The 22366-nt window shown below is 67.5% G+C and carries 20 protein-coding genes; 11 read left to right on the forward strand and 9 right to left on the reverse strand.

The features are described from left to right. Positions 1 to 150 precede the first annotated feature (150 nt). Positions 151 to 717, reverse strand: a complete 567-nt coding sequence (locus AC0KWY_RS16395) for an OmpA family protein (RefSeq protein ID WP_474026541.1) — start codon at positions 715 to 717, stop codon at positions 151 to 153. A gap of 147 nt (positions 718 to 864) precedes the next feature. On the opposite strand from AC0KWY_RS16395, the gene hemA reads away from it, so the two are divergent. Next, positions 865 to 2115: a glutamyl-tRNA reductase gene (hemA, locus tag AC0KWY_RS16400; RefSeq protein ID WP_474026543.1), complete on the forward strand. Its 1251-nt coding sequence runs from the start codon at positions 865 to 867 to the stop codon at positions 2113 to 2115. A gap of 42 nt (positions 2116 to 2157) precedes the next feature. Here the strand turns inward: hemA and AC0KWY_RS16405 are convergent, their stop codons facing one another. Beyond that, entirely contained in the window at positions 2158 to 3783 is a 1626-nt protein-coding gene (locus AC0KWY_RS16405) for a diguanylate cyclase (RefSeq protein WP_474026544.1), read from the reverse strand. Positions 3784 to 3907: 124 nt separating this feature from the next. Here AC0KWY_RS16405 and prfA point away from each other — a divergent pair, with 124 nt between their 5' ends. The 3 genes from prfA to grxD are packed head-to-tail and all read left to right on the forward strand — an operon-like array spanning position 3908 to position 6151. After that, entirely contained in the window at positions 3908 to 4990 is a 1083-nt protein-coding gene (prfA, locus tag AC0KWY_RS16410) for a peptide chain release factor 1 (RefSeq protein WP_474026545.1), read from the forward strand. Further along, positions 4987 to 5811, forward strand: a complete 825-nt coding sequence (gene prmC / locus AC0KWY_RS16415) for a peptide chain release factor N(5)-glutamine methyltransferase (protein WP_474026546.1) — start codon at positions 4987 to 4989, stop codon at positions 5809 to 5811. Before prfA ends, prmC begins: the two co-directional genes overlap by 4 nt. 16 nt (positions 5812 to 5827) lie before the next feature. Next, positions 5828 to 6151, forward strand: coding sequence for a Grx4 family monothiol glutaredoxin (grxD, locus tag AC0KWY_RS16420; protein WP_374326832.1), 324 nt, complete (start codon positions 5828 to 5830; stop codon positions 6149 to 6151). 72 nt (positions 6152 to 6223) lie between these two features. Here grxD and argH read toward each other — a convergent pair whose 3' ends face one another. Further along, on the reverse strand, positions 6224 to 7609 hold the full coding sequence (gene argH / locus AC0KWY_RS16425; protein ID WP_474026547.1) for an argininosuccinate lyase: 1386 nt from the start codon (positions 7607 to 7609) through the stop codon (positions 6224 to 6226). A 61-nt stretch (positions 7610 to 7670) separates the two neighbouring features. On the opposite strand from argH, the gene AC0KWY_RS16430 reads away from it, so the two are divergent. After that, the gene (locus tag AC0KWY_RS16430) at positions 7671 to 8684 is read left to right on the forward strand and encodes a sensor histidine kinase (RefSeq protein ID WP_474026548.1); all 1014 of its coding nucleotides are present in this window, start codon (positions 7671 to 7673) and stop codon (positions 8682 to 8684) included. After that, positions 8663 to 9442 carry a LytR/AlgR family response regulator transcription factor gene (locus AC0KWY_RS16435; RefSeq protein WP_474026550.1) on the forward strand — a complete coding sequence of 260 codons (780 nt, stop codon included), beginning with the start codon at positions 8663 to 8665 and terminating at the stop codon, positions 9440 to 9442. Before AC0KWY_RS16430 ends, AC0KWY_RS16435 begins: the two co-directional genes overlap by 22 nt. Here AC0KWY_RS16435 and AC0KWY_RS16440 read toward each other — a convergent pair. The 5 genes from AC0KWY_RS16440 to AC0KWY_RS16460 form a co-directional block, all read right to left on the reverse strand. Continuing rightward, positions 9439 to 9996 (reverse strand): response regulator, encoded by a 558-nt coding sequence (locus AC0KWY_RS16440; protein WP_474026551.1) that lies wholly within the window; start codon positions 9994 to 9996, stop codon positions 9439 to 9441. The two genes, AC0KWY_RS16435 and AC0KWY_RS16440, sit on opposite strands and share 4 nt — an antisense overlap. 206 nt (positions 9997 to 10202) lie before the next feature. Further along, the gene (locus AC0KWY_RS16445; protein ID WP_474026552.1) at positions 10203 to 10898 is read right to left on the reverse strand and encodes a phosphatase PAP2 family protein; all 696 of its coding nucleotides are present in this window, start codon (positions 10896 to 10898) and stop codon (positions 10203 to 10205) included. After that, complete coding sequence (locus AC0KWY_RS16450) at positions 10879 to 12327, reverse strand: ArnT family glycosyltransferase (protein WP_474026553.1); 1449 nt, start codon at positions 12325 to 12327, stop codon at positions 10879 to 10881. Before AC0KWY_RS16450 ends, AC0KWY_RS16445 begins: the two co-directional genes overlap by 20 nt. After that, positions 12317 to 13369: a glycosyltransferase family 2 protein gene (locus AC0KWY_RS16455; RefSeq protein WP_474026554.1), complete on the reverse strand. Its 1053-nt coding sequence runs from the start codon at positions 13367 to 13369 to the stop codon at positions 12317 to 12319. The genes AC0KWY_RS16450 and AC0KWY_RS16455 overlap by 11 nt, the downstream gene beginning before the upstream one ends. Further along, the gene (locus tag AC0KWY_RS16460; protein ID WP_474026555.1) at positions 13366 to 14259 is read right to left on the reverse strand and encodes a lysylphosphatidylglycerol synthase domain-containing protein; all 894 of its coding nucleotides are present in this window, start codon (positions 14257 to 14259) and stop codon (positions 13366 to 13368) included. The genes AC0KWY_RS16455 and AC0KWY_RS16460 overlap by 4 nt, the downstream gene beginning before the upstream one ends. Before the next feature lie 378 nt (positions 14260 to 14637). On the opposite strand from AC0KWY_RS16460, the gene AC0KWY_RS16465 reads away from it, so the two are divergent. Then, positions 14638 to 15648, forward strand: coding sequence for an NAD-dependent epimerase (locus AC0KWY_RS16465; protein WP_474026556.1), 1011 nt, complete (start codon positions 14638 to 14640; stop codon positions 15646 to 15648). A 34-nt stretch (positions 15649 to 15682) separates the two neighbouring features. On the opposite strand, the gene pepN is transcribed toward AC0KWY_RS16465, so the two are convergent. After that, entirely contained in the window at positions 15683 to 18283 is a 2601-nt protein-coding gene (gene pepN, locus AC0KWY_RS16470) for an aminopeptidase N (protein WP_474026557.1), read from the reverse strand. Between the two features lie 192 nt (positions 18284 to 18475). On the opposite strand from pepN, the gene AC0KWY_RS16475 reads away from it, so the two are divergent. Genes AC0KWY_RS16475 through AC0KWY_RS16490 form a run of 4 tightly spaced genes read left to right on the forward strand, consistent with a single transcriptional unit; the run spans position 18476 to position 22351 of the window. Then, positions 18476 to 20473 (forward strand): TonB-dependent receptor, encoded by a 1998-nt coding sequence (locus AC0KWY_RS16475; protein WP_474026558.1) that lies wholly within the window; start codon positions 18476 to 18478, stop codon positions 20471 to 20473. A gap of 43 nt (positions 20474 to 20516) precedes the next feature. Then, positions 20517 to 21212 (forward strand): energy transducer TonB, encoded by a 696-nt coding sequence (locus AC0KWY_RS16480; RefSeq protein ID WP_474026559.1) that lies wholly within the window; start codon positions 20517 to 20519, stop codon positions 21210 to 21212. Positions 21213 to 21215: 3 nt separating this feature from the next. After that, positions 21216 to 21926, forward strand: coding sequence for a MotA/TolQ/ExbB proton channel family protein (locus AC0KWY_RS16485; RefSeq protein WP_474026560.1), 711 nt, complete (start codon positions 21216 to 21218; stop codon positions 21924 to 21926). Next, entirely contained in the window at positions 21926 to 22351 is a 426-nt protein-coding gene (locus AC0KWY_RS16490) for an ExbD/TolR family protein (protein WP_474026561.1), read from the forward strand. The genes AC0KWY_RS16485 and AC0KWY_RS16490 overlap by 1 nt, the downstream gene beginning before the upstream one ends. Positions 22352 to 22366 lie beyond the last annotated feature (15 nt).

Consider the following 22366-nt stretch of genomic DNA (forward strand, 5'->3'; position numbering starts at 1 on the left):
ACGCGCTGGCCGGGGGGCTTCGTCGTGTTTTATACGTCGCGATCGAAGATAGCGGTGAAATATATAACGTTAGTAATAGCCTGTGTGCAGCTTTTCCGTCCGGAAACACTGTGCGAAAAAAAACCCGGCAAATGCCGGGTTTTTCTTGTCTTACTTGCCTGCGTCCTGCTCGTAGATGACGTCGGCCCGCCGGTTTTCCGCCCAGGCTTCCTCGTTGCGTCCGAGCAGCTTCGGTTTGCGCTTACCCCAGGTCTTGACCGTCACCTGGGTGCTGCCGGCGCCGTGGCCGAGCAGCGTGGCGCGCACGCTCTGCGCCCGCTTCAGGCCGAGACGTTCGTTGTAGCCGCTGCCGCCGCGCTCGTCGGCGTGGCCTTCGATGCGCACCCGGGTTTGCGGGTTGCGCGCCAGGTAACGGGCATGCGCCTGCAGGATGGGGTCGTAGTCGGCCTTGATTGCCGCCTGGTCGAGGTCGAAATAGACGCTGCGCTGTGTGCGCAGGCCTTCCTCGTCCATGCGCATCGGCTTTTCGCCGGTTTCGGCGGCGGCGACGACCGGTGCTGCCGGTTGCAGTTCCGACGGTACCGCCTGGCCGAGCAGGCCGGGGTGAACCTTGAGCGCGCCGCTCTGCGCAACCTGCCGGGAACGCGAGGGATCGTTGCTGGTGGCGCAAGCGCTGAGCAGGGAGGCAAGCAACAGGATGAGGGGAATCGGGCGCATGGTGGTCGGGCAGCTAAGCAATCGCAGGATGATATCCGCTCTCGGCCCGATCTACCAGTTTCCCTTGCTTGGCCGGCAAGGGGCGAGGAGGGCGGCCTTTCGGGGCGGTGTATAATCGCTGACCAAATTTTGCTACGCCAGCTTCCCGTGATCTTCACCCTAGGCATCAATCACCACTCGGCACCGCTCGCCATCCGCGAACGCGTCGCTTTCGGCGCCGACAGGCTGCAGCACGCGCTGGCCGAACTGGCGCAGGCCAAGGGGGTGGGCGAGGTGGCGATCCTGTCTACCTGCAACCGGACCGAGATCTACTGCGCCGCCGAATCGGCGCAGCAGGTGATCGACTGGCTGAGCGCCTACCACCGGGTGGCGTACGAGGATCTGGCGCCCTATCTCTACGTCCATGACCAGTCGGCCGCCGTGCGCCATGCTTTCCGGGTCGCCTGCGGGCTCGATTCGATGGTCATCGGCGAGCCGCAGATTCTTGGTCAGGTCAAGGATGCGGTGCGCGCCGCGGAAGAGGTCGGTACCCTCGGCAGTCAGTTGCACAAGTTGTTCCAGCGGGCATTCTCGGTGGCCAAGGAAGTGCGCAGCACGACCGCGATCGGCGCCAACATTGTGTCGATGGCGGCGGCCGGCGTGCATCTGGCCGAACGCATCTTCGATTCGGTGGCCGATCAGCGCATCCTGTTCATCGGTGCCGGCGAGATGATCGAGTTGTGCGCCGCCCACTTCTGCGCCGAGAAGCCGCGCCAGGTGACGGTTGCCAACCGCACCGTCGAACGCGGCCGCGAACTGGCCGAACGTTTCGCCGGCCGCGCCATCCGTCTCGACGAACTGGGCGAGGCGCTGCCGCAACACGACATCGTCGTTTCCTGTACCGCCAGCCCGCTGCCGATCATCGGCCTCGGTATGGCCGAGCGGGCGGTCAAGCTACGCCGCCACCGGCCGATCTTCATCGTCGATCTGGCGGTGCCGCGCGACGTCGAGGAAGAGGTCGGCGAACTCGACGACGTCTTCCTGTACACCGTCGACGACCTGGCGCAGATCGTCGAGAGCGGCATGGAGTCGCGGCAGGCGGCGGTGGTCGAGGCCGAGGGCATCATCGCCCAGCGGGTGCAGGAGTTCCTCGGCTGGCTGGGCGCCCGCGACACGGTGCCGGTGATCCGCGCCCTGCGCGATTCGGCCGAGCGCATGCGGCGCCACGAAGTCGAGCACGCGCTGAAGCTGCTGGCGCGCGGCGAGGCGCCGGAGAAAGTGGTCGAGCAACTGGCGCAGCGCCTGAGCAACAAGTTTCTGCATGCGCCGACCAGTGCGCTCGGTGCGGCGGAAGGCGAGGATCGGCGGCTGCTGCAGCAGTCGGTGGCACGGCTCTTCCACCTGCACGGCAACGACTGAGGGCGGACCCCGCTCCGCCATCCGCGGTGGTGAACCCGCCGTTCAGGCCTTGGCCGGCGGCCGGTTGAGGACGATACGGTTACGCCCGCTGCGCTTGGCTTCGAGCAGCGCGTCGTCGGCGGCTTCGATCAGGGTCGAGGTGGTCAGGTAATCGGGCAGCGCGGCGACCCCGCAACTGAAGGTGACACGCAACGTGCCCTGGGCATGGGCGTGCGGCAGTTGCGCGAAATCCAGGCGAATCTGGTCGATCAGGCGGACCGCATGCTCCGGGTCGATGTCGGGCAGCGCGATCAGGAATTCCTCGCCACCGTAACGGCCGACCAGGTCGGTGTTGCGCAGCCGGCCGCGGAGCAGCCAGGCCAGGCTGCGGATCACCTGGTCGCCGACCGGATGGCCGTAGGTGTCGTTGATTACCTTGAAGCGGTCGATGTCGATCATCGCCACCACCAGTTCGCCGCCGGCCTGGGCAGCGTTGAGCATGCGCTCGACCTGGAGCTTGGAGGTCGAGTGGTTGAACAGTCCGGTCAGGCTGTCGTGCTGGCCGGAATAGAGCATTTCCCGGTAGCGCTCGATCTTGGTCTTGACGACCGAGGCGAGGATGATCGGGTTGACCGGCTTGGTCAGAAACTGGTCGCCGCCCAGGCGCAAGGCTTCGACCTGCTGCACGATGTCGTTCTCGCTCGACAGGTAGATCACCGGCAGCGACTGGTATTCGGGAATCTGGCGCAAGGCGCTGGTGACTTCGACGCCGGTGCAGAAGGGCATGTACATGTCCATCAGGATGGCGTCGGGGCGGTATTCGCTGGCGACTTCGAGGAGCAGGCGCGGGTCGTTGATCGCCTTGCTGTCGATGCCGTGCTGCGTCAGCGAGCGCCGGATGTGGGCGACGGCGGTCGCCGAGTCCTCGACGATCAGCACGCGGTACATCTCCTGTTCGTGCATGTCGACCAGGTCGAGGATGCGCGACAGGACGTCGCTGACCTTGTTGCCGACCGGCACGCAGGCATCGGCGCCGGCGCGCTGCAGCAGGACGATGCTCTGCAGGTTGGACGGCACCGACAGACAGTAGAAATAACTGGTCGGGAAACGCGTGCGCAGGGCGATGATCGCGGTGATCGCGGCCGGCGGATAGGCGCGGCCTTCGACATCGGGGATGAAGATGATGGCGAGCGGCGGTTCGTCGTCGGTGGGCTGTTCTTCCCAGCAGATACCTTCCGGTTTGAAACCGAAGAAACCGAGCTGTTCCGACAGCGAGGTCGACCAGGAATGACCATCCCTGCTGACCAGGACGACGCGGCGCGGCTTGTTCCAGGTCTCCGGGAGTTGCCCTTCGGTACTGTCGAGAACGCGCCGGGCCAGGATGGCCGGCGTTTCGTGGCGGCGCAGTTCGCTGAGGATGACGCTGAGCTTGCGCTCGATGGCGACCGCCTGGTCGAGCGAGATCGGGTGGGTGTCGCGTTCGCCGTAGAACGACAGGGCGGTGTTTTCCAGCTCCTGGCAGGCGCGCACCAGCCCCGGCAACTGCAGGCGGTGCAGTTGTTCGGTCAGGCCGTTCAGCGAAAGGGTGAATTCGACGAAGAGATCGAACTCGCCCTGCTCACGGTAGCTGGCCCAGCCTCGCTCAAGGGTGGCGGCGAGGGCGAGCACGGAATTTGGAAAATTTGACATCGCGCATTCAGAACAATCGAACAATTATGCTGACGGAACCCGATCCTGGCAATCTCGGTGTATTACCGGGGGGGAACTCGGGTACCATAACGGCCCCATTCTCCTTGTGCCGCCGCCCGGATCGATGAAAGCAAGCATTCGTCAAAAACTGGATCTGCTGGTCGATCGTCTCGACGAAATCGATCGTCTGCTGTCCTCACCCGACGCGGCTGGCGATATGGCTCAGTTTACTCGTCTCTCGCGCGAACGGGCGGAAGTCGAGCCGGTGACCGTGCATTACAACGCCTTCCGCCAGGCCGAGAATGATCTGCGGGAAGCCGAGTCGATGCGCAGCGACCCGGACCTGCGCGAGTTCGCCGAAGAGGAAATCGCCGCCGTCAAGGCGCGCCTGCCGGAACTCGAGGTCGAGCTGCAGAAGCTGCTGCTGCCCAAGGACCCCAACGACGACAAGAGCGTCATCCTGGAAATCCGCGCCGGCACTGGCGGCGACGAGTCGGCGCTGTTCGCCGGCGACCTCTTCCGCATGTATTCGCGCTACGCCGAGCGCCAGCGCTGGCAGGTCGAGGTGCTGTCGGCCAGTGAATCCGATCTCGGCGGCTACAAGGAAGTGATCTGCCGGATCGCCGGTTACGGCGCCTATTCCCGCCTCAAGTTCGAATCCGGCGGCCACCGCGTGCAGCGCGTGCCGGAAACCGAAACCCAGGGCCGCATCCACACCTCGGCCTGCACCGTCGCCGTGATGCCGGAAGCCGACGAGGTCGGCGACGTCAACCTCAATCCGGCCGATCTGCGCATCGACACCTTCCGCGCTTCCGGCGCCGGCGGCCAGCACATCAACAAGACCGACTCGGCGGTGCGCATCACCCACCTACCGACCGGTATCGTCGCCGAATGCCAGGACGGCCGTTCGCAGCACGCCAACAAGGCGTCGGCGATGAAGGTGCTGGCGGCGCGCATCAAGGACATCCAGGTGCGGGCGCAGCAGAGCCACATCGCCAGCACGCGCAAGAACCTGATCGGTTCCGGCGACCGTTCCGAGCGCATCCGCACCTACAACTTCCCGCAAGGGCGGGTTACCGACCACCGCATCAACCTGACGCTGTACAAGATCGCCGCGATCATGGAAGGCGACATGGACGAAGTGCTCGACGCGCTGGCCGCCGAACACCAGGCCGACCTGCTCGCCGAACTGGCCGAGCAGCAATGAGCCTGCCGCTCACCCTGGGCGAGGCGCTGGCCGGTGCCCGGTCACGCATCGACCGGCTCGACGCCCGCCTGCTCCTCGAATGCGCCAGCGGCTGCACGCATGCCGACCTCCTTGCGCGGCCGGAAACGCCGCTGTCGGCGCCGGCAGCGGCGCAGTTCCTGGACTGGGTCGAACGCCGCGCCAACGGCGAACCGCTGGCCTACATCGTCGGCGAGGCGGAGTTCCGCGGCCGCCTGTTCCAGGTTTCGCCGGCGGTGCTGGTGCCGCGCCCGGAGACAGAGTTGCTGGTTGAACTGGCGCTGGCCCGGCTGAGCGGCAAGGCACCGGCGCGGGTGCTCGATCTGGGGACCGGTTCCGGCATCGTCGCCGTCTCGCTGGCGCTCGCATGTCCGGCGGCCGAGGTCGTCGCCGTCGATCTGTCGCCGGCGGCGCTCGCCGTCGCCCGCAACAACGCCGGCCGTCTCGGCGCCGCCGTCCGCTGCGTCGAAAGCGACTGGTATGCGGCGCTGGCCGGCGAGCGTTTCGACCTGATCGTTGCCAATCCGCCCTACATCGCCGCCGGCGACCCGCACCTGAGCGGCGACGGCCTACCCTGCGAGCCGCAGATGGCGCTCACCGATGGCGGCGACGGGCTGACCTGCATCCGCGCCATCGTCGCCGGTGCCGCGGCGCATCTGACGGCCGGCGGCTGGCTGCTGTTCGAGCACGGTTACGACCAGGGCGCGGCGAGCCGGAACTTATTGGCCGCCGCCGGGTTCCAAGGGCCATTCACGCAACCCGACCTGGCCGGCAACGACCGCGTTTCCGGCGGGCACCTGTAAAGCAACTGGAGTCTCCATGTCCGACGTACAACAACGCATCCACGCAACCGTCACCGGCAACCCGGTCGTCCTTTACATGAAGGGCGATGCCCGTTTCCCGCAGTGCGGGTTTTCGGCTGCCGCCGTGCAGATCCTGAAGGCCTGCGGGGTGAACGACTTCGTCACGGTCAATGTGCTGGCCGACGAGGAAATCCGCCAGGGGGTCAAGGACTACGCCAACTGGCCGACCATCCCGCAGCTCTACATCAAGGGCGAGTTCGTCGGCGGCTGCGACATCATGAAGGAAATGTACGCGGCCGGTGAATTGCAGCAGATGCTGGCCGACGTCGTCAGCGCCTGAGCGCCGCAGCATGCAAAAAGCCCCGTCCTGGCGACGGGGCTTTTTTTCGTTCGTTCGGGCGCCAGCCGACGCTCAGAGGCGGCTGCGGGCGCGGGCGACGGCGGTCCTGACCTGGTTCGGGGCAGTGCCGCCGATATGGTTGCGCGAGGCCAGCGAGCCCTCGACGGTCAACACTGCAAAAACGTCGCTTTCCACCTGCGGGCAGAAGGCACGCAGTTCTTCCAGACTCAGTTGCGGCAGGTCGACGCCCTTGGCTTCGGCGGCCTTGACGGCGTGGCCGACGGCTTCGTGCGCGTCGCGGAAGGGCAGGCCCTTCTTGACCAGGTAGTCGGCGAGGTCGGTCGCGGTGGCGAAGCCCTGGGTCAGCGCGGCCTGCATGTTGTCGGCGCGCACCGTGATGCCGCCGGCCATGTCGGCGAAGATGCGCAGCGTGTCGGTGACGGTGTCGACGGCATCGAACAGCGGTTCCTTGTCTTCCTGGTTGTCCTTGTTGTAAGCGAGCGGCTGCGACTTCATCAGGGTCAGCAGGCTGATCAGCTGACCATAGACGCGGCCGGTCTTGCCGCGCGCCAGTTCCGGCACGTCCGGGTTCTTCTTCTGCGGCATGATCGACGAGCCGGTGCAGAAGCGGTCGGCAATCTGGATGAAGCCGACGCGCGGGCTCATCCACATCACCAGTTCTTCCGACAGGCGGCTGATGTGCATCATCAAGAGGGCGCAGGCGGCGGTGAATTCGATCGCGAAGTCGCGATCCGACACGGCGTCCAGCGAGTTTTCGCAGACGCCTTCGAAACCGAGTTGCTCGGCGACGAACTCGCGGTCGATCGGGTAGGTCGTGCCGGCCAGCGCGGCGGCGCCGAGCGGCAGGCGGTTGACGCGCTTACGGGCATCAGCGAAGCGTTCGGCATCGCGCCCGAACATCTCGAAATAGGCCAGGACATGGTGGCCGAAAGTCACCGGCTGCGCCACCTGCAGGTGGGTGAAGCCGGGCATCGGCGTCGCCGCTTCCTTCTCGGCGAGGTCGACCAGCGCGGAACGGAAGGCCTTCAGCAGCACCTGGATGTCGTCGATCGCGTCGCGCAGGTAAAGGCGGATGTCGGTCGCCACCTGGTCGTTGCGCGAACGGCCGGTGTGCAGGCGCTTGCCGGCGTCGCCGACGAGCGCGGTGAGGCGCTTCTCGACATTGAGGTGCACGTCTTCCAGGTCGATCGACCATTCCAGCTTGCCGGACTCGATTTCCTCGGCGACCTGCGCCATGCCGCGCTCGATGTCGGCCAGGTCCTGGGCGCTGATGATGCCTTGCCGGGCGAGCATCCGGGCGTGCGCGAGCGAACCCCGGATGTCCTGGCGCCACATGCGCTGGTCGAAATCGACCGAGGCCGTGTAGCGTTTGACGAGATCGGAGACCGGCTCGGAGAAGCGGCCGGCCCAGGTGTATTGGTTGGCGTTGGAAGTCATGACTTGGGTCTACAATGGGGCGCGAAACGAGATGGGGAATTCGGTTGAATCCGCAAGAAGAATGACAAGTATACGGCACTTTCCGGCGACCCAGCCGCTGCCCGACTGGCGCAACTTCGGCGTCATGCTGCGCGTCCTGCTCGGCATCAACCTGCTCGCCGCCGTCGCCGCGCTCATCCAGTCGCCTGATCTGGCGGGCTGGGGCGAGCGTTTCGTCGATATGGCGTCGGTGGTCGAGCCGCTGCTGCTGATCGGTCTGGCCGTTCTGTCGCTATGCCGCGACCTGCTCTGGCGCCTGCGCCTGCGCGTCGGCCAGGCCTGCGTGCTGGCACTGGCCGGCGGGTTGGCGGCGGCGCTCTTCGCTTATGGTCACGAGCTGCACCTGGTCGAGGCCGGGGCGGTCGCCCGCGGCAGCCTGTTGGCGGTTGCGGCAACGGCGCTGCTGCTGCTCTATTTCGAGCTGCGTTCGCGGGCGCTGTCGCCGGCCCAGGCCGAGGCGCGGCTGGCGGCGCTGAACGCGCGGATTCGGCCGCATTTCCTGTTCAATTCGCTGAACGCCGTCCTCTCGCTGATCCGGGCCCGCCCCCAGGAAGCCGAGGCGGCGCTGGAAGCCTTGTCCGACCTGTTCCGCGCGGCGATGCGCGATCCGTCGGCGCGGGTCAGCCTGGCCGACGAGATTGCCCTTGGCCGGCAGTATCTGGAACTTGAACAGTTGCGTCTGGGCGAGCGCCTGACGGTGGACTGGCAGATCGGCGAGGTGGCGCTCGACCTGCCGATCCCGCCGCTGATGCTGCAGCCGCTGCTGGAGAACGCGGTGCGCCACGGCATCGAGCCCCTGCCCGAAGGCGGTACCGTGGTCGTCGGCCTGGCCAGGCGCGGCGACGAACTGCTGGTGCGCATCGCCAACCCGACCGCCGGTCGGTCGGCCGCCGCCGTCGGTAACCAGATGGCATTGCTCAACATCCGCGAACGCCTGGCGCTGTATTACGATCTCGAGGCTCGGCTGGAGACCGAGATTGACGATCATCATTACGAAGTCCGCATCGTGCTGCCATGCCAACGCAAACCCCGCTGAAAATCCTTCTGGTCGACGACGAGCCGCTGGCCCGCGAGCGCTTGCGTGTCCTGCTCGGCGACATCGCCGGACAGTGTCCGAGCGAGATTGTCGGCGAAGCGGCGAACGGCCTGCAGGCGCTCGAACAACTGGAAAGGCAGGCGGTCGATGTGGTGCTCAGCGATATCCGCATGCCGGCGATGGACGGCATCGAGCTGGCCTCGCATCTCGGGCGGTTGGCGGCGCCGCCGGCGGTGATCTTCACCACCGCCTACGACAACTACGCGGTGCAGGCCTTCGATCTCAACGCCGTCGATTACCTGATGAAGCCGGTGCGCGCCCAGCGCCTGCTGACGGCGCTGCAGAAACTGCCCGGGACGCGGCCCGATCCCGCCGTCCTGGCCGGTATCGGCCAGGCGGTGCGCGGTGGCGGGCGGACCCATCTCTCCTGCCATGAGCGCGGCCGCCTGTTGCTGGTGCCGGTCGAGGAAGTGCTGTATTTCCGCGCCGACCTCAAGTATGTCGCGGCGCGCACCGTCGAGCGCGAATACCTGCTCGACGAATCGCTGACCCATCTCGAGAACGAGTTTCCCGAGCAGTTCCTGCGCCTGCACCGGGCGGTGCTGGTGGCGCGGCGGGCGATCGCCGGCTTCGAGAAGGCGGCCGGCGACGATGCCGAGGCCTATGGCTGGGCGCTGCTGCGCGGCGTCGCGGAGAAGTTGCCGGTCAGCCGCCGGCAGTGGGTGGCGGCGAAGGGCGGGCTGGGAAATCCGGCTTAGGCGCTGATCGCGTGGGCCGCCGGTGACTGCTCGGCGGCCGGTTTCGCGTTGCGCCGGGGAATGCCTTGTTCGTCGAGCAGGCGCTCGATGCGGAAGAAGACTTCCTGGCGGTTGAAGGGTTTCTTCATGAAATCGTCGGCGCCGATGCGGGTGCCGAAGAACTGTTCCATCGCCTGTTCGTTGCCGCTCATCATGATCACCGGCGTGTCGCGCGTCTGCGCATCGCGGCGGATGGCACGCAGGGCGGCGAAACCGTTCATGCCCGGCAGCATGATGTCGAGGAAGACCAGTTGCGGACGTTTTTCCTGCAACTGGATGAGGCCGCTTTCGGCGTCGAAGCATTCGATGGTGTCGAGACCGGCCGAGCGCAGGAACTTGCGCAGCACGGCAACCACCGTCTTGGAATCGTCGATGATCAGCACGCAGGTGCCCGGCGGTGGGTCGACCCGTGGCCGCTGCCGTCTTTCCACCGGCATCGGCACCACCTTGGCGACCGGCTCCGGTGCGCGGGCGGGGCGCCCGAAGAGAGATTTCAATTGATCCAGGATGCCCATGAATTTTCTCCGCTTGGTTCGATTCCGACGATCTGCCCGGGCTTTCCGGCGGTGAACGGAACAGTTCCGTTCGCCGGGAGCGACGCCGATTCATGTCGTATGCATTTGACCACGGGGGGCGCGGCAAGTCTAGTGCTTTTTCCCGCCCGGCTCTACTCCGGGCTTGCTCAGTGTGTCGCGCGGCGCTTCGCTTGCTGCCGGCGCGCTCAGTCGCTGGCGGCGGGCGGTGGCAAGGCGGGGCGCCGGCACCGTCGGTACAGCGTTTCGCTCAGCCACAGGGCGGCGTAGCTGGCATACCAGGCAAAGACCACGTCCGAAAGAAAGTGGGCACCGACTGCCAGGCGCGCCAAGCCGGTGCATGCCGTCGCGATGATGGCGACGAGCAACCAGGGCAGTCGTCGTCTGCGTCGCCAGCCGGGAGCCAGGAGCAGAAAGGCGGTGGTCGCCGCGTGACCGCTGACGAAGGCGCAGTTGCGCTCGCATTGCCCGGCCGGCAGGAAGGCCGGGGAAAAAGTCCGCGCGCCGCCAAAAGTTGCAATGTCCGAAGGTCGGGCGCGTTCCGCCAGTGTCTTGATCGCCTCCACGCCGACGACCGGGCCGAGCAATGCGGCAACGAGCAGGAAGGCGACGTTGTCGCGGGTCGGGGGCGGCACGAAGTCCGGTCGCAAGCGACCGATCAGCGCCACGATGATCAGCAGCGCGAGTACGCCGCGGCCGAGGCGCGGCACCCACAGATTGGGCAAGGCAGCCCAGAAATCGCTGCTGTTGTAGCGCCAGATGCCATCGCCGGCATAGAAGTGGCGGCTGACGGCGAGATCGATCTCGGGGTGGGTGACGAACAGGATCGCCAGCAGGAGACCGGTGCCGAGGATCAGGCGGTACTCAAGGCTTCTGGAAATCATCGAGCAGGTAAACCTCCAGTTGGCGCGTGGTTTTCGGACCACGCGACTCGGTCGCGAGACTGACGAGGTGTTCGTGGCGGGCGAAGCGGCTGGCGATATCAGCAGGCAGGGCGGCGGTGGAAAGGTAGAGCAGCGGCGCGCCGGGCGGCAGCACCAGCGACTGGGTCAGCTCGTAGTGGTCGCGCACGCTGCCGTCGGGGTTCCAGCGGGCGACGGACAGTTGCCGATCGCGCAGTTCGTATTGCAGGTGGGCGATCAGCGTGCGGTTACCGGCAGCCGGTATCGCCTGCGGATAGGCGTCGAGCCAGGGTTCGAGTTGCTGCGCCAGGCGGTCCCAGCCGATGACCTGAGCGTAAGGGGTCGGCGGGTTGGCGCCGAAGGCGCGCAGCAGCGCGCTGCCGTGATAGACGATGGCGCCGATCGCGATGTTGAGCACAACAGCGGCCGTCAGCCAGCGTTGACGGCCGCTGTCGCGCAGCCAGAGGACGGCGAGGATCGTTGCCGGCACGAAGGCCGGTGCGGCCCAGTTGGCGTTGGCCTTGCCGGCGTAGGCCTGGGCGACGGCAAGCAGCCATAACGGGAGGGCGAAGCAGAGCAGCAGGCGGGCGAAGTCGCCGGCCGGCGTGCGCTGGCGAGCCGACGGCAGGGCAGCGATGAAGGCAGCGCCGAGCAGCGGGCCGAAGCAGCCCCATTGGCTGGCGACGAATTCGAGCAGGGCGAGCGGGCCGCCGCCGTCGCGCTCGACGGTGATCTTTGCCGTGTGACGCAAGGTCGGGAAATCGTGCTGGATGTTCCACCAGAGATTCGGCGCCAGGCACAGCAGGGCGAGGCCGGCGGCCAGCCAGGGGCCGGGCCGGGCCAGTCGTTGGCGCTCGCAGAGCAGCAGATGGAGCAGTGCGGAGAGCAGGCCGGCCAGCATCGTGTACTTGCTCAGCAGGCCGGCGCCGCAGACCAGGCCGAGCAGCAGCCAGCGCCAGAGCCGGTCGTCGCGCAAGGCATCGACGTAGAGGCGCAGCATCGCGCTCCAGGCCAGGACGAGCAGCGAGTCGGTGGTGACGGCGAGGCCCAGCCAGGCGAAGATCGGCAAGGTCAGGACGGCCAGCGCGCACCACCAGGCGGTGCGCACGTCGCGGGCATCGCGGACCAGCCCGTAGACGAGCAGCGCGCTCAACGGGTAGCAGAGCATGGCGAGCGCCTTGCTGCCCAGCACGCCGTCGCCGAACAACGCGGTCGATGCGGCGATCAAGGCTGCAATGCCGGGCGGTTTGGAGAAGTAGCCCCAGCTCAGTTGCTGCGCCCAGCCCCAATACTGCGCCTCGTCAACATGCAGGGTGATGCCCGCCGTGCCTATCGTCAGCACCCGCCAGACCAGGAACAGCGCGGCGATGGCGAGCAGCGACGACCAGCGGAAAAGGCGTTCAGAGGGCATCGCTGGTCTCGCGGTGGCTTGCTGCCCGCTGCGGGGCGGCGGGCTGGTGCCAGCGGAGGTCGGCGCCAGTGTCCGGGGCGTTGCGCAGGACGTAGGCGCGTCCCGCGTCGGCGCCGAAATAGATGCGCGACAGGGTCTCCGCGAGGACGCCGGTGAGCACGCACTGGATGCCGATCAGCAAGGCGAAGAAGCCGGTCATCAGCAGCGGTCGCGTGCCGATGCTCTCGCCGAGCAGCTTGAGTACCGCCATGTAGAGCAGGACCAGCGACCCCAGGCCGGAAAGCGCCAGCCCGATGTTGCCGAAAAAGTGGCCGGGGCGGTCGCGGAAGCGCATGAAGAAATACACCGCCAGCAGATCGAGGATGACGCGGAAGGTGCGCGAAATGCCGTACTTGGATTCGCCCAGCCGTCGCGGGTGATGCTCGACCGCCATCTCGGCGATCCGTCGCGGCGTGGTCACGGTACTCAGCCAGGCCGGGATGAAGCGGTGCATCTCGCCGTACAGGCGGATGCGGCGCAGCACGCTGGCGCGGAAGGCTTTCAGGCTGCAGCCGTAGTCGTGCAGGCGGACGCCGGTGACGCGGCCGATCAGCCGGTTGGCGATGCGTGACGGAATTTTGCGCAGCCACAGCCCGTCCTGCCGGTTGCGCCGCCAGCCGGCGACCAGGTCGAGGTCTTCGCAGAGCAGCTTGGCGACGAGCGCGGGGATGTCGACCGGATCGTTCTGCAGATCGCCGTCCAGGGTGACGATGACGTCGCCCGCCGCCTGGTCGATGCCGGCCTGCATGGCGGCCGTCTGGCGGAAGTTGCGCGCCAGTTCGACGCAGCGCACGTGCTCGCCCCAGCGCTGTCGAGCCTTGCCGATTTCGGCCACGGTGTCGTCGCTGCTGCCGTCGTCGACCAGCAGCACTTCCCAACGCCACGGATAATCGCCGAGGCAGGCATGGATGCGGTCGACCAGCGGGGCGACGCACTTTTCCTCGTTGTAGAGCGGAACCACCAGCGACAGGCTGTGGGCGGGGACGGGGCGGGGCGGATTCATGCGCGGGCGGAGGGCGGAAGGTTGGGGGCAGGAAGGGCGATCCAGGCCAGGATGCCGGCGACGAGGGCGATCGCGATGGTGATCAGGTGCAAGGACAGCGCGGCAGCGAGCAGCGGTTGCCAGGGCAGGCCAAAGCCGGCTAGCGGCAATGCGACGCCGGCTTCGTAGGTGCCGAAGCCGGCGATTCCCTGCACCGGCAGGACCGCCGATAGTTCGCCGCCGAGGACGCCGGGCACGGCGGTAGCGACGGGCAGGCCAGCGAGCGCGGCGAGCGCAAGGCTGAGGCCGCTCAGTTTGCTCAGCCAGTTGGCGACGGTCCACAGCCAACTGGCGCGCGAACCGTCGAACATCGCCCGTAGGCGCTGCAGGTGGCGGAACAGGAAGCCGCTGCGCTGGTTCGCATCGGCCGTCCGCGCCAGATGGCGGGCCAGCGGCCAGGCGGCGGCGAGCCCGAGCAGCGCGGCGCCGCGCAGCGCGAGCGGCAATCCCGGCCACAGTGCGACGCCCAGTCCGGCGAGCACGACGACATCCTGGATGCGCAACCAGAGCAGGGTGGCCAGCGCCTCGGACAAGGGCAGGCCGGCGCGGCGCAGCATCGCCGGCAGCAACAGTTCGCCGGCCCGGAACGGAATGACGTTGATGCCGAGGTTGTGCAGCAGCGTCATGCGCAGCGTGCTGCGCCAACCCAGCGCGAGGCGCGTCGCGAACTGCGTCGACAGGCGCGCCGCCCGACAGCCATAGGACAAGCATTGCAGCAGCACGAGCAGGCCGAGAACGCCCGGCGCCGGCAGGCGGACGGCATCCCAGGCCGCCGCTGCCTGGCGGCTGCCGAGCAGCCAGAACAGCAAGGCGGCGCTGATCAGGAGGGAGACGGACAGCCGGAGGATCAACGGATTGCCGTCCGCAGGCCCCGGGGGGTGTTGCCGCGAGCCGGTAGCGTCGGCGGCGAGCGGCGCATCGTCCTCCGGGCGGGCCGCCGGATCACTGCGAGGGCGGGCAGGAAAGGCCGCGGGCATTGCCCATCGGCGACGTGCCGGGGAAATGAGGCGGACAGCAAGGTGGCGGACGCCAAGGCCGTGACGGTTGGCTGGGCGGACAAGGCATGCTCCGGTGAATCGAGTCGAAGCAGACTAAGGCAAGGCTGTTAAGGCTTTGTGACGCGGCCGGGCGAGGCTCATCAAACTGAAAAATTGCGCGCCTATCGTGCACCCGACCGCGTCCTGGCGCGGCAGTCAAGGTTTTTCAGTGATTCGTTTGGGAGCGATCAATTGACAGTACTCGTCACCGGCGCCGCCGGTTTCATTGGTTCGGCCGTCTCGTTACGCCTGCTGGCGCGCGGCGACACCGTCATCGGGATCGACAATCACAGCGACTACTACGATCCGGCGCTGAAGGACGCGCGTCTGGCTCGCCAGGCCGGGCATCCCAGCTACACCCACCTGCGTATCGACCTGGCCGACCGTTCCGGCATGGCGGAACTGTTCAGAACCCATAAGCCCCGGCGCGTGGTCAACCTGGCCGCGCAGGCCGGGGTGCGCTACGCGATGGAGAACCCGCTGGCGTACATCGACAGCAACCTCGTCGGTTTCGCCCATGTCCTCGAAGGCTGCCGCCACAACGGCGTCGAACACCTGGTCTATGCCAGCAGTTCCAGCGTGTATGGGGCAAATACCGCGCTACCGTTTTCGGTGCACGACAACGTCGACCATCCGCTCAGCCTGTACGCCGCGACCAAGAAGGCCAACGAGTTGATGGCGCATTCCTATAGCCATCTTTACGGGCTGCCGACGACCGGGCTGCGTTTTTTTACCGTCTATGGTCCGTGGGATCGGCCGGACATGGCCTTGCAGAAATTTGCCCGGGCCATCGTCAAGGGCGAGGTCGTCAAACTCTTCAATCACGGGAAGCACCGCCGGGATTTCACCTACATCGACGACATCGTCGAAGGCGTGATCCGCGTCCTCGATCGCCCGGCGCCACCCAACCCGGACTGGTCGGGCGAGCAGCCCGATCCGGGGACGAGTCGGGCGCCGTGGCGGGTCTACAACATCGGCAACAATCGCCCGGTCAACCTGATGGCCTATGTCGGCGCGCTGGAAAATGCGCTGGGCCGGACCGCGAAAAAAGCCTTCCTGCCGCTTCAGCCGGGCGATGTGCCGGATACCTGGGCGAACGTGGACGATCTGGTCGAGCAGTTCGACTACCGGCCCGCAACGCCGGTCGACCAGGGCGTTGCCAACTTCGCGCGCTGGTTCAGCGATTTCTATCGGCTGGCTTGACCGCCGGATCGGTACATCCGGCGGCAGCCAGTCGTCAGCCCAGCGCCCTTTCGACCACTTCCAGCACGTCGCGGACCAGACCGGGGTGGGCGCGGATATTTTCCAGCGCGGCGCGCGCATGTGCCTGGCGGCCGGCGTCGAATTTCTTCCAGCGGTCGAAGCTGCGCGCCAGCCGCGAGGCAACCTGCGGATTCTTGTCGTGCAGCAGCAGGATGCGTTCGGCCATGAAGGCGTAGCCGCTGCCGTCGGCGGCATGGAAGCGGACCAGGTTGGCGCCGAAGGCGCGGATCAGCGCGTAGATCTTGTTCGGGTTGCCGGCGTCGAAGGCCGGGTGCTGCGTCAGAGCTTTCACCGTCGCCAGCGTTTCCGGACGGCGACTGGTCGATTGCGCCTGCAGCCACTTGTCGACGACCAGCGCTTCGTCCTTCCAGCGCGCGTAGAACTCGGCCAGCGCCTGCTCGCGTTGCGGGCAGACGGCGGCGTTGACGTTGGCCAGCGCGGCTAGCGCGGCGAACTGGTCGGTCATGTTGTCGGCGTCGCGGAACTGCGCGTAGGCCAGCTGGCGGACGGCGTCGCTGTCGAGTTCGAGCAGGTAGGAGAGGCACAGGTTGCGCAGCGCGCGGCGGCCGGCCTGGTCGCTGTCCGGGGCGTAGGCTTCCTTGACGGTCAACGCGGCGTAGAGGCCGGCAAACTCGCCTTCGAGCTGTTCGGCGAGGTGGCGGCGCAGGCTGTTGCGGGCGGCGTGCAGGGCGTCCGGATCGACGATCTCCAACTGTTCGGCGAGCGTCGTTTCGCCGGGCAGGGTGAGCGCTTCGGCGACGAAGGCGGCGCCGCGTTCGCCTTGCGTCTGCAGCAAGCGGCGGCAGGCGGCGACGAAACTTTCCGGCCATTGCGGCGCACGGCCGGCGGCGATTTCCCGGGCGCCGCCGAGAATCAGCGTGGACGCCAGGCGCTGCCCGGCTTCCCAGGCGTTGAACGGGTCGGTCTCGAAGGCCAGCAGCAGCGTCAGTTGTTCCGGCAGGTAATCGAACTCGAGGTTGACCGGCGCCGAGAAGTCGCGCAGCAGCGACGGTACCGGCTCGTCGCCGATATCGTTGAAGACGAAGGACTGGCTGTTGGCGGTCAGTTGCAAGGTGCGTTCGCTGCCGGCGATCAGTTCGCCGGCTTCGGTGAACAGCGCGACGCGGATCGGGATCAGTGCCGGCGCATCGTCGCTGGCGCGCGGGTTGCTCTGCGTGCAGGTCAGCGTGTAGCTGCGTTCGAGCGGGTCGTAATGGCCGTCGACGACGACCTTCGGCGTGCCCGGCTGGTTGTACCAGCGCATGAACTGGGTGAAGTCGAAACCACTGGCGGCAGCCATCGCCGCGACGAAGTCCTCGCAGGTCACCGCCTGCCCGTCGTGGCGGCGGAAGTATTCGTCCATGCCGGCGCGGAAGGCGTCGCGGCCGATCAGCGTCTGGATCATGCGGATGACTTCGGCGCCCTTTTCGTAGACGGTCGACGTATAGAAGTTGTTGATCTCGACGAAGCTGGCCGGGCGGATCGGGTGCGCCATCGGCCCGGCGTCTTCCGGGAACTGCGCGGCGCGCAGGCCGCGCACCTCGCGGATGCGGGCGGTCTGCCGGTTGTGCAGGTCGGCGCCGAATTCCTGGTCGCGGAAGACGGTCAGGCCCTCCTTCAGCGAGAGCTGGAACCAGTCGCGGCAGGTGACGCGGTTGCCGGTCCAGTTGTGGAAGTATTCGTGCGCGACGACCCGGTCGATGTTCTCGAAATCAACGTCGGTGGCGACGTCCGGGCGAGCGAGCACATACTTCGTGTTGAAGATGTTGAGGCCCTTGTTCTCCATCGCGCCCATGTTGAAGTCGCTGACGGCGACGATCATGTAGTGGTCGAGGTCGCATTCGAGGCCGAAGCGTTCTTCGTCCCAGCGCATCGATTTCTGCAGCGCCACCATCGCGTGCGGGCACTGGTCGAGCTTGCCCGGTTCGACGTAGATGGCGAGCTGCACCTCGCGCCCTGAGGCGGTGCGGAAGCTGTCGCGCAACACGTCGAGCTTGCCGGCGACGACGGCGAACAGATAGGCCGGTTTCTTGAACGGGTCGGCCCATTTCGCCCAGTGGCGGCCGTCGGCCTCGTCGCCGGCGGCGACCGGGTTGCCGTTGGCGAGCAGCACCGGGAAAGCCTCTTTGTCGGCGTGCAGGGTCACGGTGTAGACCGACATCACGTCCGGCCGGTCGAGGAACCAGGTGATGCGCCGGAAGCCCTGCGCCTCGCACTGCGTGAAGTAGCCGTCCTGCGAGCGGTAGAAGCCGGAGAAGCGGGTGTTCTTGTCGGGGTCGATGCGCACGACGGTGGTCAGCGTGCAGGCGTCGGGTAGGTCGGCCAGCGTCAGCGAGGTCGGCGTCGCGATGAATACCGCCGGCTGACCGTCCACGCTGACGCTGAGCGTTTCCAGTTCTTCGCCGTCGAGCACCAGCGGCTGCGCGGCGACGGCCGGGTTGCGGCGCAGCGCGAGGCGGGCGGTGACCGTGGTGGCGCCGGTTTCGATGACGAAATCGAGGTCGACGGTATCGATCCACCAGGCCGGCGGGGTGTAGTCCTTGAGGTAGACGGTTTGGGGCGCTTCGCGGTTCATCGTGATCGGGGTCCGGAGAGAAGCCGGAAATGATACGTGAAGTGGGCGATTCCCGGTCGCCGGCGGCGGCCGGCCTGCCCGGCGGGATGCGGCAATTTGCCACATTCCGGGCCCCGGGGGCGCTCCGTATAGTCCGCCCCTGCACGGCGGACGGCAGGGGGCCGGCCGCAGAAGAATCTCAGGGGGAAAACCATGTTCCAGATGACCGAGCCGGCCCGGCGCCTGCTGCTGGCCTGCGGCTGCCTTGCCGCGGCGACCGCTTTTGCCGAAGACGAGCGTGACCTCGCCCAGGTCGTGGTCACCGCGACCCGCACCGAACAGTCGATCCGCGAGGTGCCGGCGGCGGTTTCGGTGATCGACCGCGAACGCATCGAAGCTTCCGGCGCCACCACCGTCGACCAGGTGCTGCAGGGCGTGCCGGGCGTTTACGCGGCGCGCATGGACGCCTCGTCGCCGAACCGCATCGCCCAGACCTATACCCGTGGTCTGCCCGGCAACAGCCGGACCCTGGTGCTGCTCGACGGCATTCCGATGAACGTGCTCTACGATGGCCAGGTCAACTGGTCGCAACTGAGCACCCAGGACGTCGAGCGCGTCGAAGTGGTGCGCGGTGCCAGCTCCGGGCTCTACGGCGCCAACGCGATGGGCGGCGTCATCAACGTGCTGTCGCGTGCCCCCGAACCGGGCACGAAAACGCGGCTCGGCGTCGAATACGGCAGCCTCGACAGCAAGCGCCTGCTGGCCTCGCATTCGCAGCGTTTCGGCGCCACTTCGATCCGTGTTTCGGCCAGCCATTTCGCCAGCGACGGCTACGACATGTGGCGCCCGGACACCACCATTCCGGCCGCCAACCGCGACAAGATCGGTACCGTCAAGGACAACGCCACGCTCAAGCTGCTGCACGAAATCGACGCCCAGTCCTTCGTCGAGGCCGGCGTCAGCTACCTGAAGGACGAAGCCACCGGCTTCTACCGTCCCGGTGCGCCCGGCTACCAGCCGTCGCAGCGCGAGCAGTACGTGCCGACCGTGCGCTACGTGCGCGATGGGGAAAGTTCGAACACCTCGCTCGCGCTCTACGGGCGTTTCGGCAAGCAGTGGGCGGACACGCTGAACCCGGCGACCTACGCGGCGATCTCCGAGAAAGGCCTTTACGAGGACCGCAGCGTCGGCTTCAACGCCCAGCATTCCCGCTCGCTGGGCAGCATGCACCGGGTCACGCTGGGCCTCGATTTCCTCGACGGCGACGTCGACAACCATTTCTCCTATCCGGGCAGCAGCCGCCTGCGCGACACGCGCGGCGACCTGCGCCGCTACGGCGTCTTCATCCAGGACGAGATGGCGCTGACGGCGCGCTGGAAGCTCAACCTCGCCGGCCGCTACGACCACTGGACCACCGGCGGCAACCAGGTGGACAGCGGCGTCGGCCAGCCCAGCACGAGCTACCGCGAGCGCTCCGCCGGCGATTTCTCGCCCAAGCTGGCGATCCTGTTCAAGGTCAACGATGCCTTCAACCTGCGCGCCAGCGCCGGTCGCGCCTTCAACCTGCCGGACATGTTCAACCTCTACGCCAACACCCGGCGCGGCACGACGACCTACTGGGCGAACCCCGATCTCCAGCCGGAAACCGTCAAGGCCTACGATCTCGGCGCCGACTACTATTTCGGCCGGCGCGGTTACGTCAAGGCGACGCTCTATTACAACGACGCCAAGGACTTCATCTATTCGGTCCGCCGCGACGCGACCAATGTTGACAAGATCAACGTCGGCGCCGTCACCACCCGCGGCCTGGAACTGGAAGCCGCCTACCGCCCGAGCGAGGCGCTGGCGCTGAGCGCCAGCTTCACCTTCAACCGTTCGCGGATCGAGGAGAACGCCAGCAATCCCGCTCTCGAAGGCAAGTCGCTGACCAGCGTGCCGCGCCGCCAGGGACAGTTGCGCGCCGATTACCGCTGGCCCGGCGGCGCCACCTTGTCCGCCGCCGTCAACCGGGTCGGCAAGCGCTACGCCGACGACATCAACAGCAAGTTCTACAAGGCCTACACAACGCTCGACCTGAATGCCAGCTACCCGCTGGGCAAAACCTTCAGCGCGCGCCTGAGCGTCGTCAATGCCGGCGACAAGATCTACGACGGCATCGGCTACCTGGCGCCCGGACGCACGGTGACCGCCGGTCTCTACGCCAACTTCTGAAAGGCGGCTGGCGGCCGGCGGGCGGATGCCAGCGCGCTACTTCTTGCGTATCATCCCGAAGCTTCGCCACCGTCCGCCGCCCACCTTGCGCCCGTCGTCCCTTCCTCCCTCCTCGCCAGCGGCCGCCCGCTGGCTGGGCATCGCCCTCGTGCTGGCGGTGCACGGCCTGGCGCTGTGGGCACTGCTGGCGCAGCGGCTGCTGCCGCTGCCGGAGGAAGCGACGACGCTGATGGTCAATTTCATCGCCCCGCCGGCGCCGCAGCAGACGGCACCCAAGCCAGCGCCCAAGCCGCCCGAGCCGCGGCCGCTGCCGCAACCGGCGCCGCGCCAGCTGGTCGCCGAGGCGCCGGTGCTCAGTCCGGCCGAGCCGGTGGCGCCAGCGCCGCCGCCGGCCCCGCCGGTCGAGGTGGCGCCGCCGGCACCGCCCCTGCCGTTGCCGCAGGGCCCGGTGGCGCTGGGCGGCGAGTTGTCGGTAGTCTGTCCGGAGCGGCAGGCGCCGGCCTACCCGGCGCAGTCGCGCCGTCTCGGCGAGACCGGCAAGGTGGTGTTGCGGGTGACGCTCGACGAGCGCGGCAGCGTCGCCCGGGCGAATGTCGAGCGCAGCAGCGGCTACCCGCGGCTCGACGAAGCGGCGCTCGGCGCCGTGCGCGGCTGGCGCTGCACGCCGGCCCGGCGCAATGGCCAGCCGGTCGAGGCGACGGCCTTGCAACCCTTTAATTTCGTGCTGGAAGGAAACTGATCGATGGAACCCGCAGTTGTCGAAGGCCTGGGCTTTGCCCATTTTCTTGCCCAGGCGGATGGCGTCGGGCGCATCGTGCTCGGCCTGCTGCTGCTGCTGTCGGTGGCGAGCTGGTACCTGATCGTCACCAAGTGGCTCGCCAACTACCTGGCGCAGCGCCAGGCGAGCGCCTTCCTCGCCCGCTTCTGGCAGGGCGGCTCGCGCAGCGGCCTCGGCCAGCGCCTGCGCAACGAGAAGATCGACAACGCCTTCGCCCGCCTGGCGTTGAACGCCATCGAGGCGGCCGAGGAAGCGGCGGCCGGCGACGACAACCTGGCGACCGCCGGCGGTCTCGCCGAATACCTGACGCGGACGCTGAACAACACCATCGACCAGGAAGCGGCGCTCTCCGAACACGGCCTCACCGTGCTCGCCTCGGCCGGCTCGGCGGCGCCCTACATCGGCCTCTTCGGCACCGTCTGGGGCATCTACCACGCGCTGGTGCAGATCGGCCTGTCCGGCCAGGGGACGCTCGACAAGGTCGCCGGGCCGGTCGGCGAGGCGCTGATCATGACCGCCCTCGGTCTCGCCGTGGCGATTCCGGCGGTGTTCGCCTACAACGCCTTCAGCCGGCGCAACCGGCTGTGGCTGGCGCGCCTCGAAGGTTTCGCGCATGACCTCTACGTGCTGCTGACGGTGAAGAACGAAGCCGCCGGCGGCGCCCGGGGCGGCTGATGGCGGCCGGCGACTTCCGCCGCTACCGCGGCCGGGCCGATGGCCCGAAAGCCGAGATGAACGTGGTCCCGCTGGTCAACGTGATGCTGGTGCTGCTCGTCATCTTCATCGTCACCGCGCCGCTGCTCACGCACGCGGTCAAGATCGACCTGCCGAAGGCGGCGAGCGCGGTGAACCTGACCAAGCCCGAGCACATTGAATTCGGCCTGCGCGAGAGCGGCGAGATGTTCTGGAACGGCGAAGCGGTGACGCTCGAAGAACTGTCCGCGCGCTGCGCCGCCGCCGCCGCGCAGTCGCCGCCGCCGGAACTGCATATCCGCGCCGACCGCCTGGTGCCCTACGAAAAGGTGGCGCAGGTGATGGCCGTCGCGGCGCGCAACGGCCTGGCCAGGATCGGCTTCGTCAGCGACCCGGCGGGGCCGTAGCGGCGACCTGCCGGG

It is taken from the genome of Azonexus sp. MM2026_4 (genome assembly GCF_055901855.1).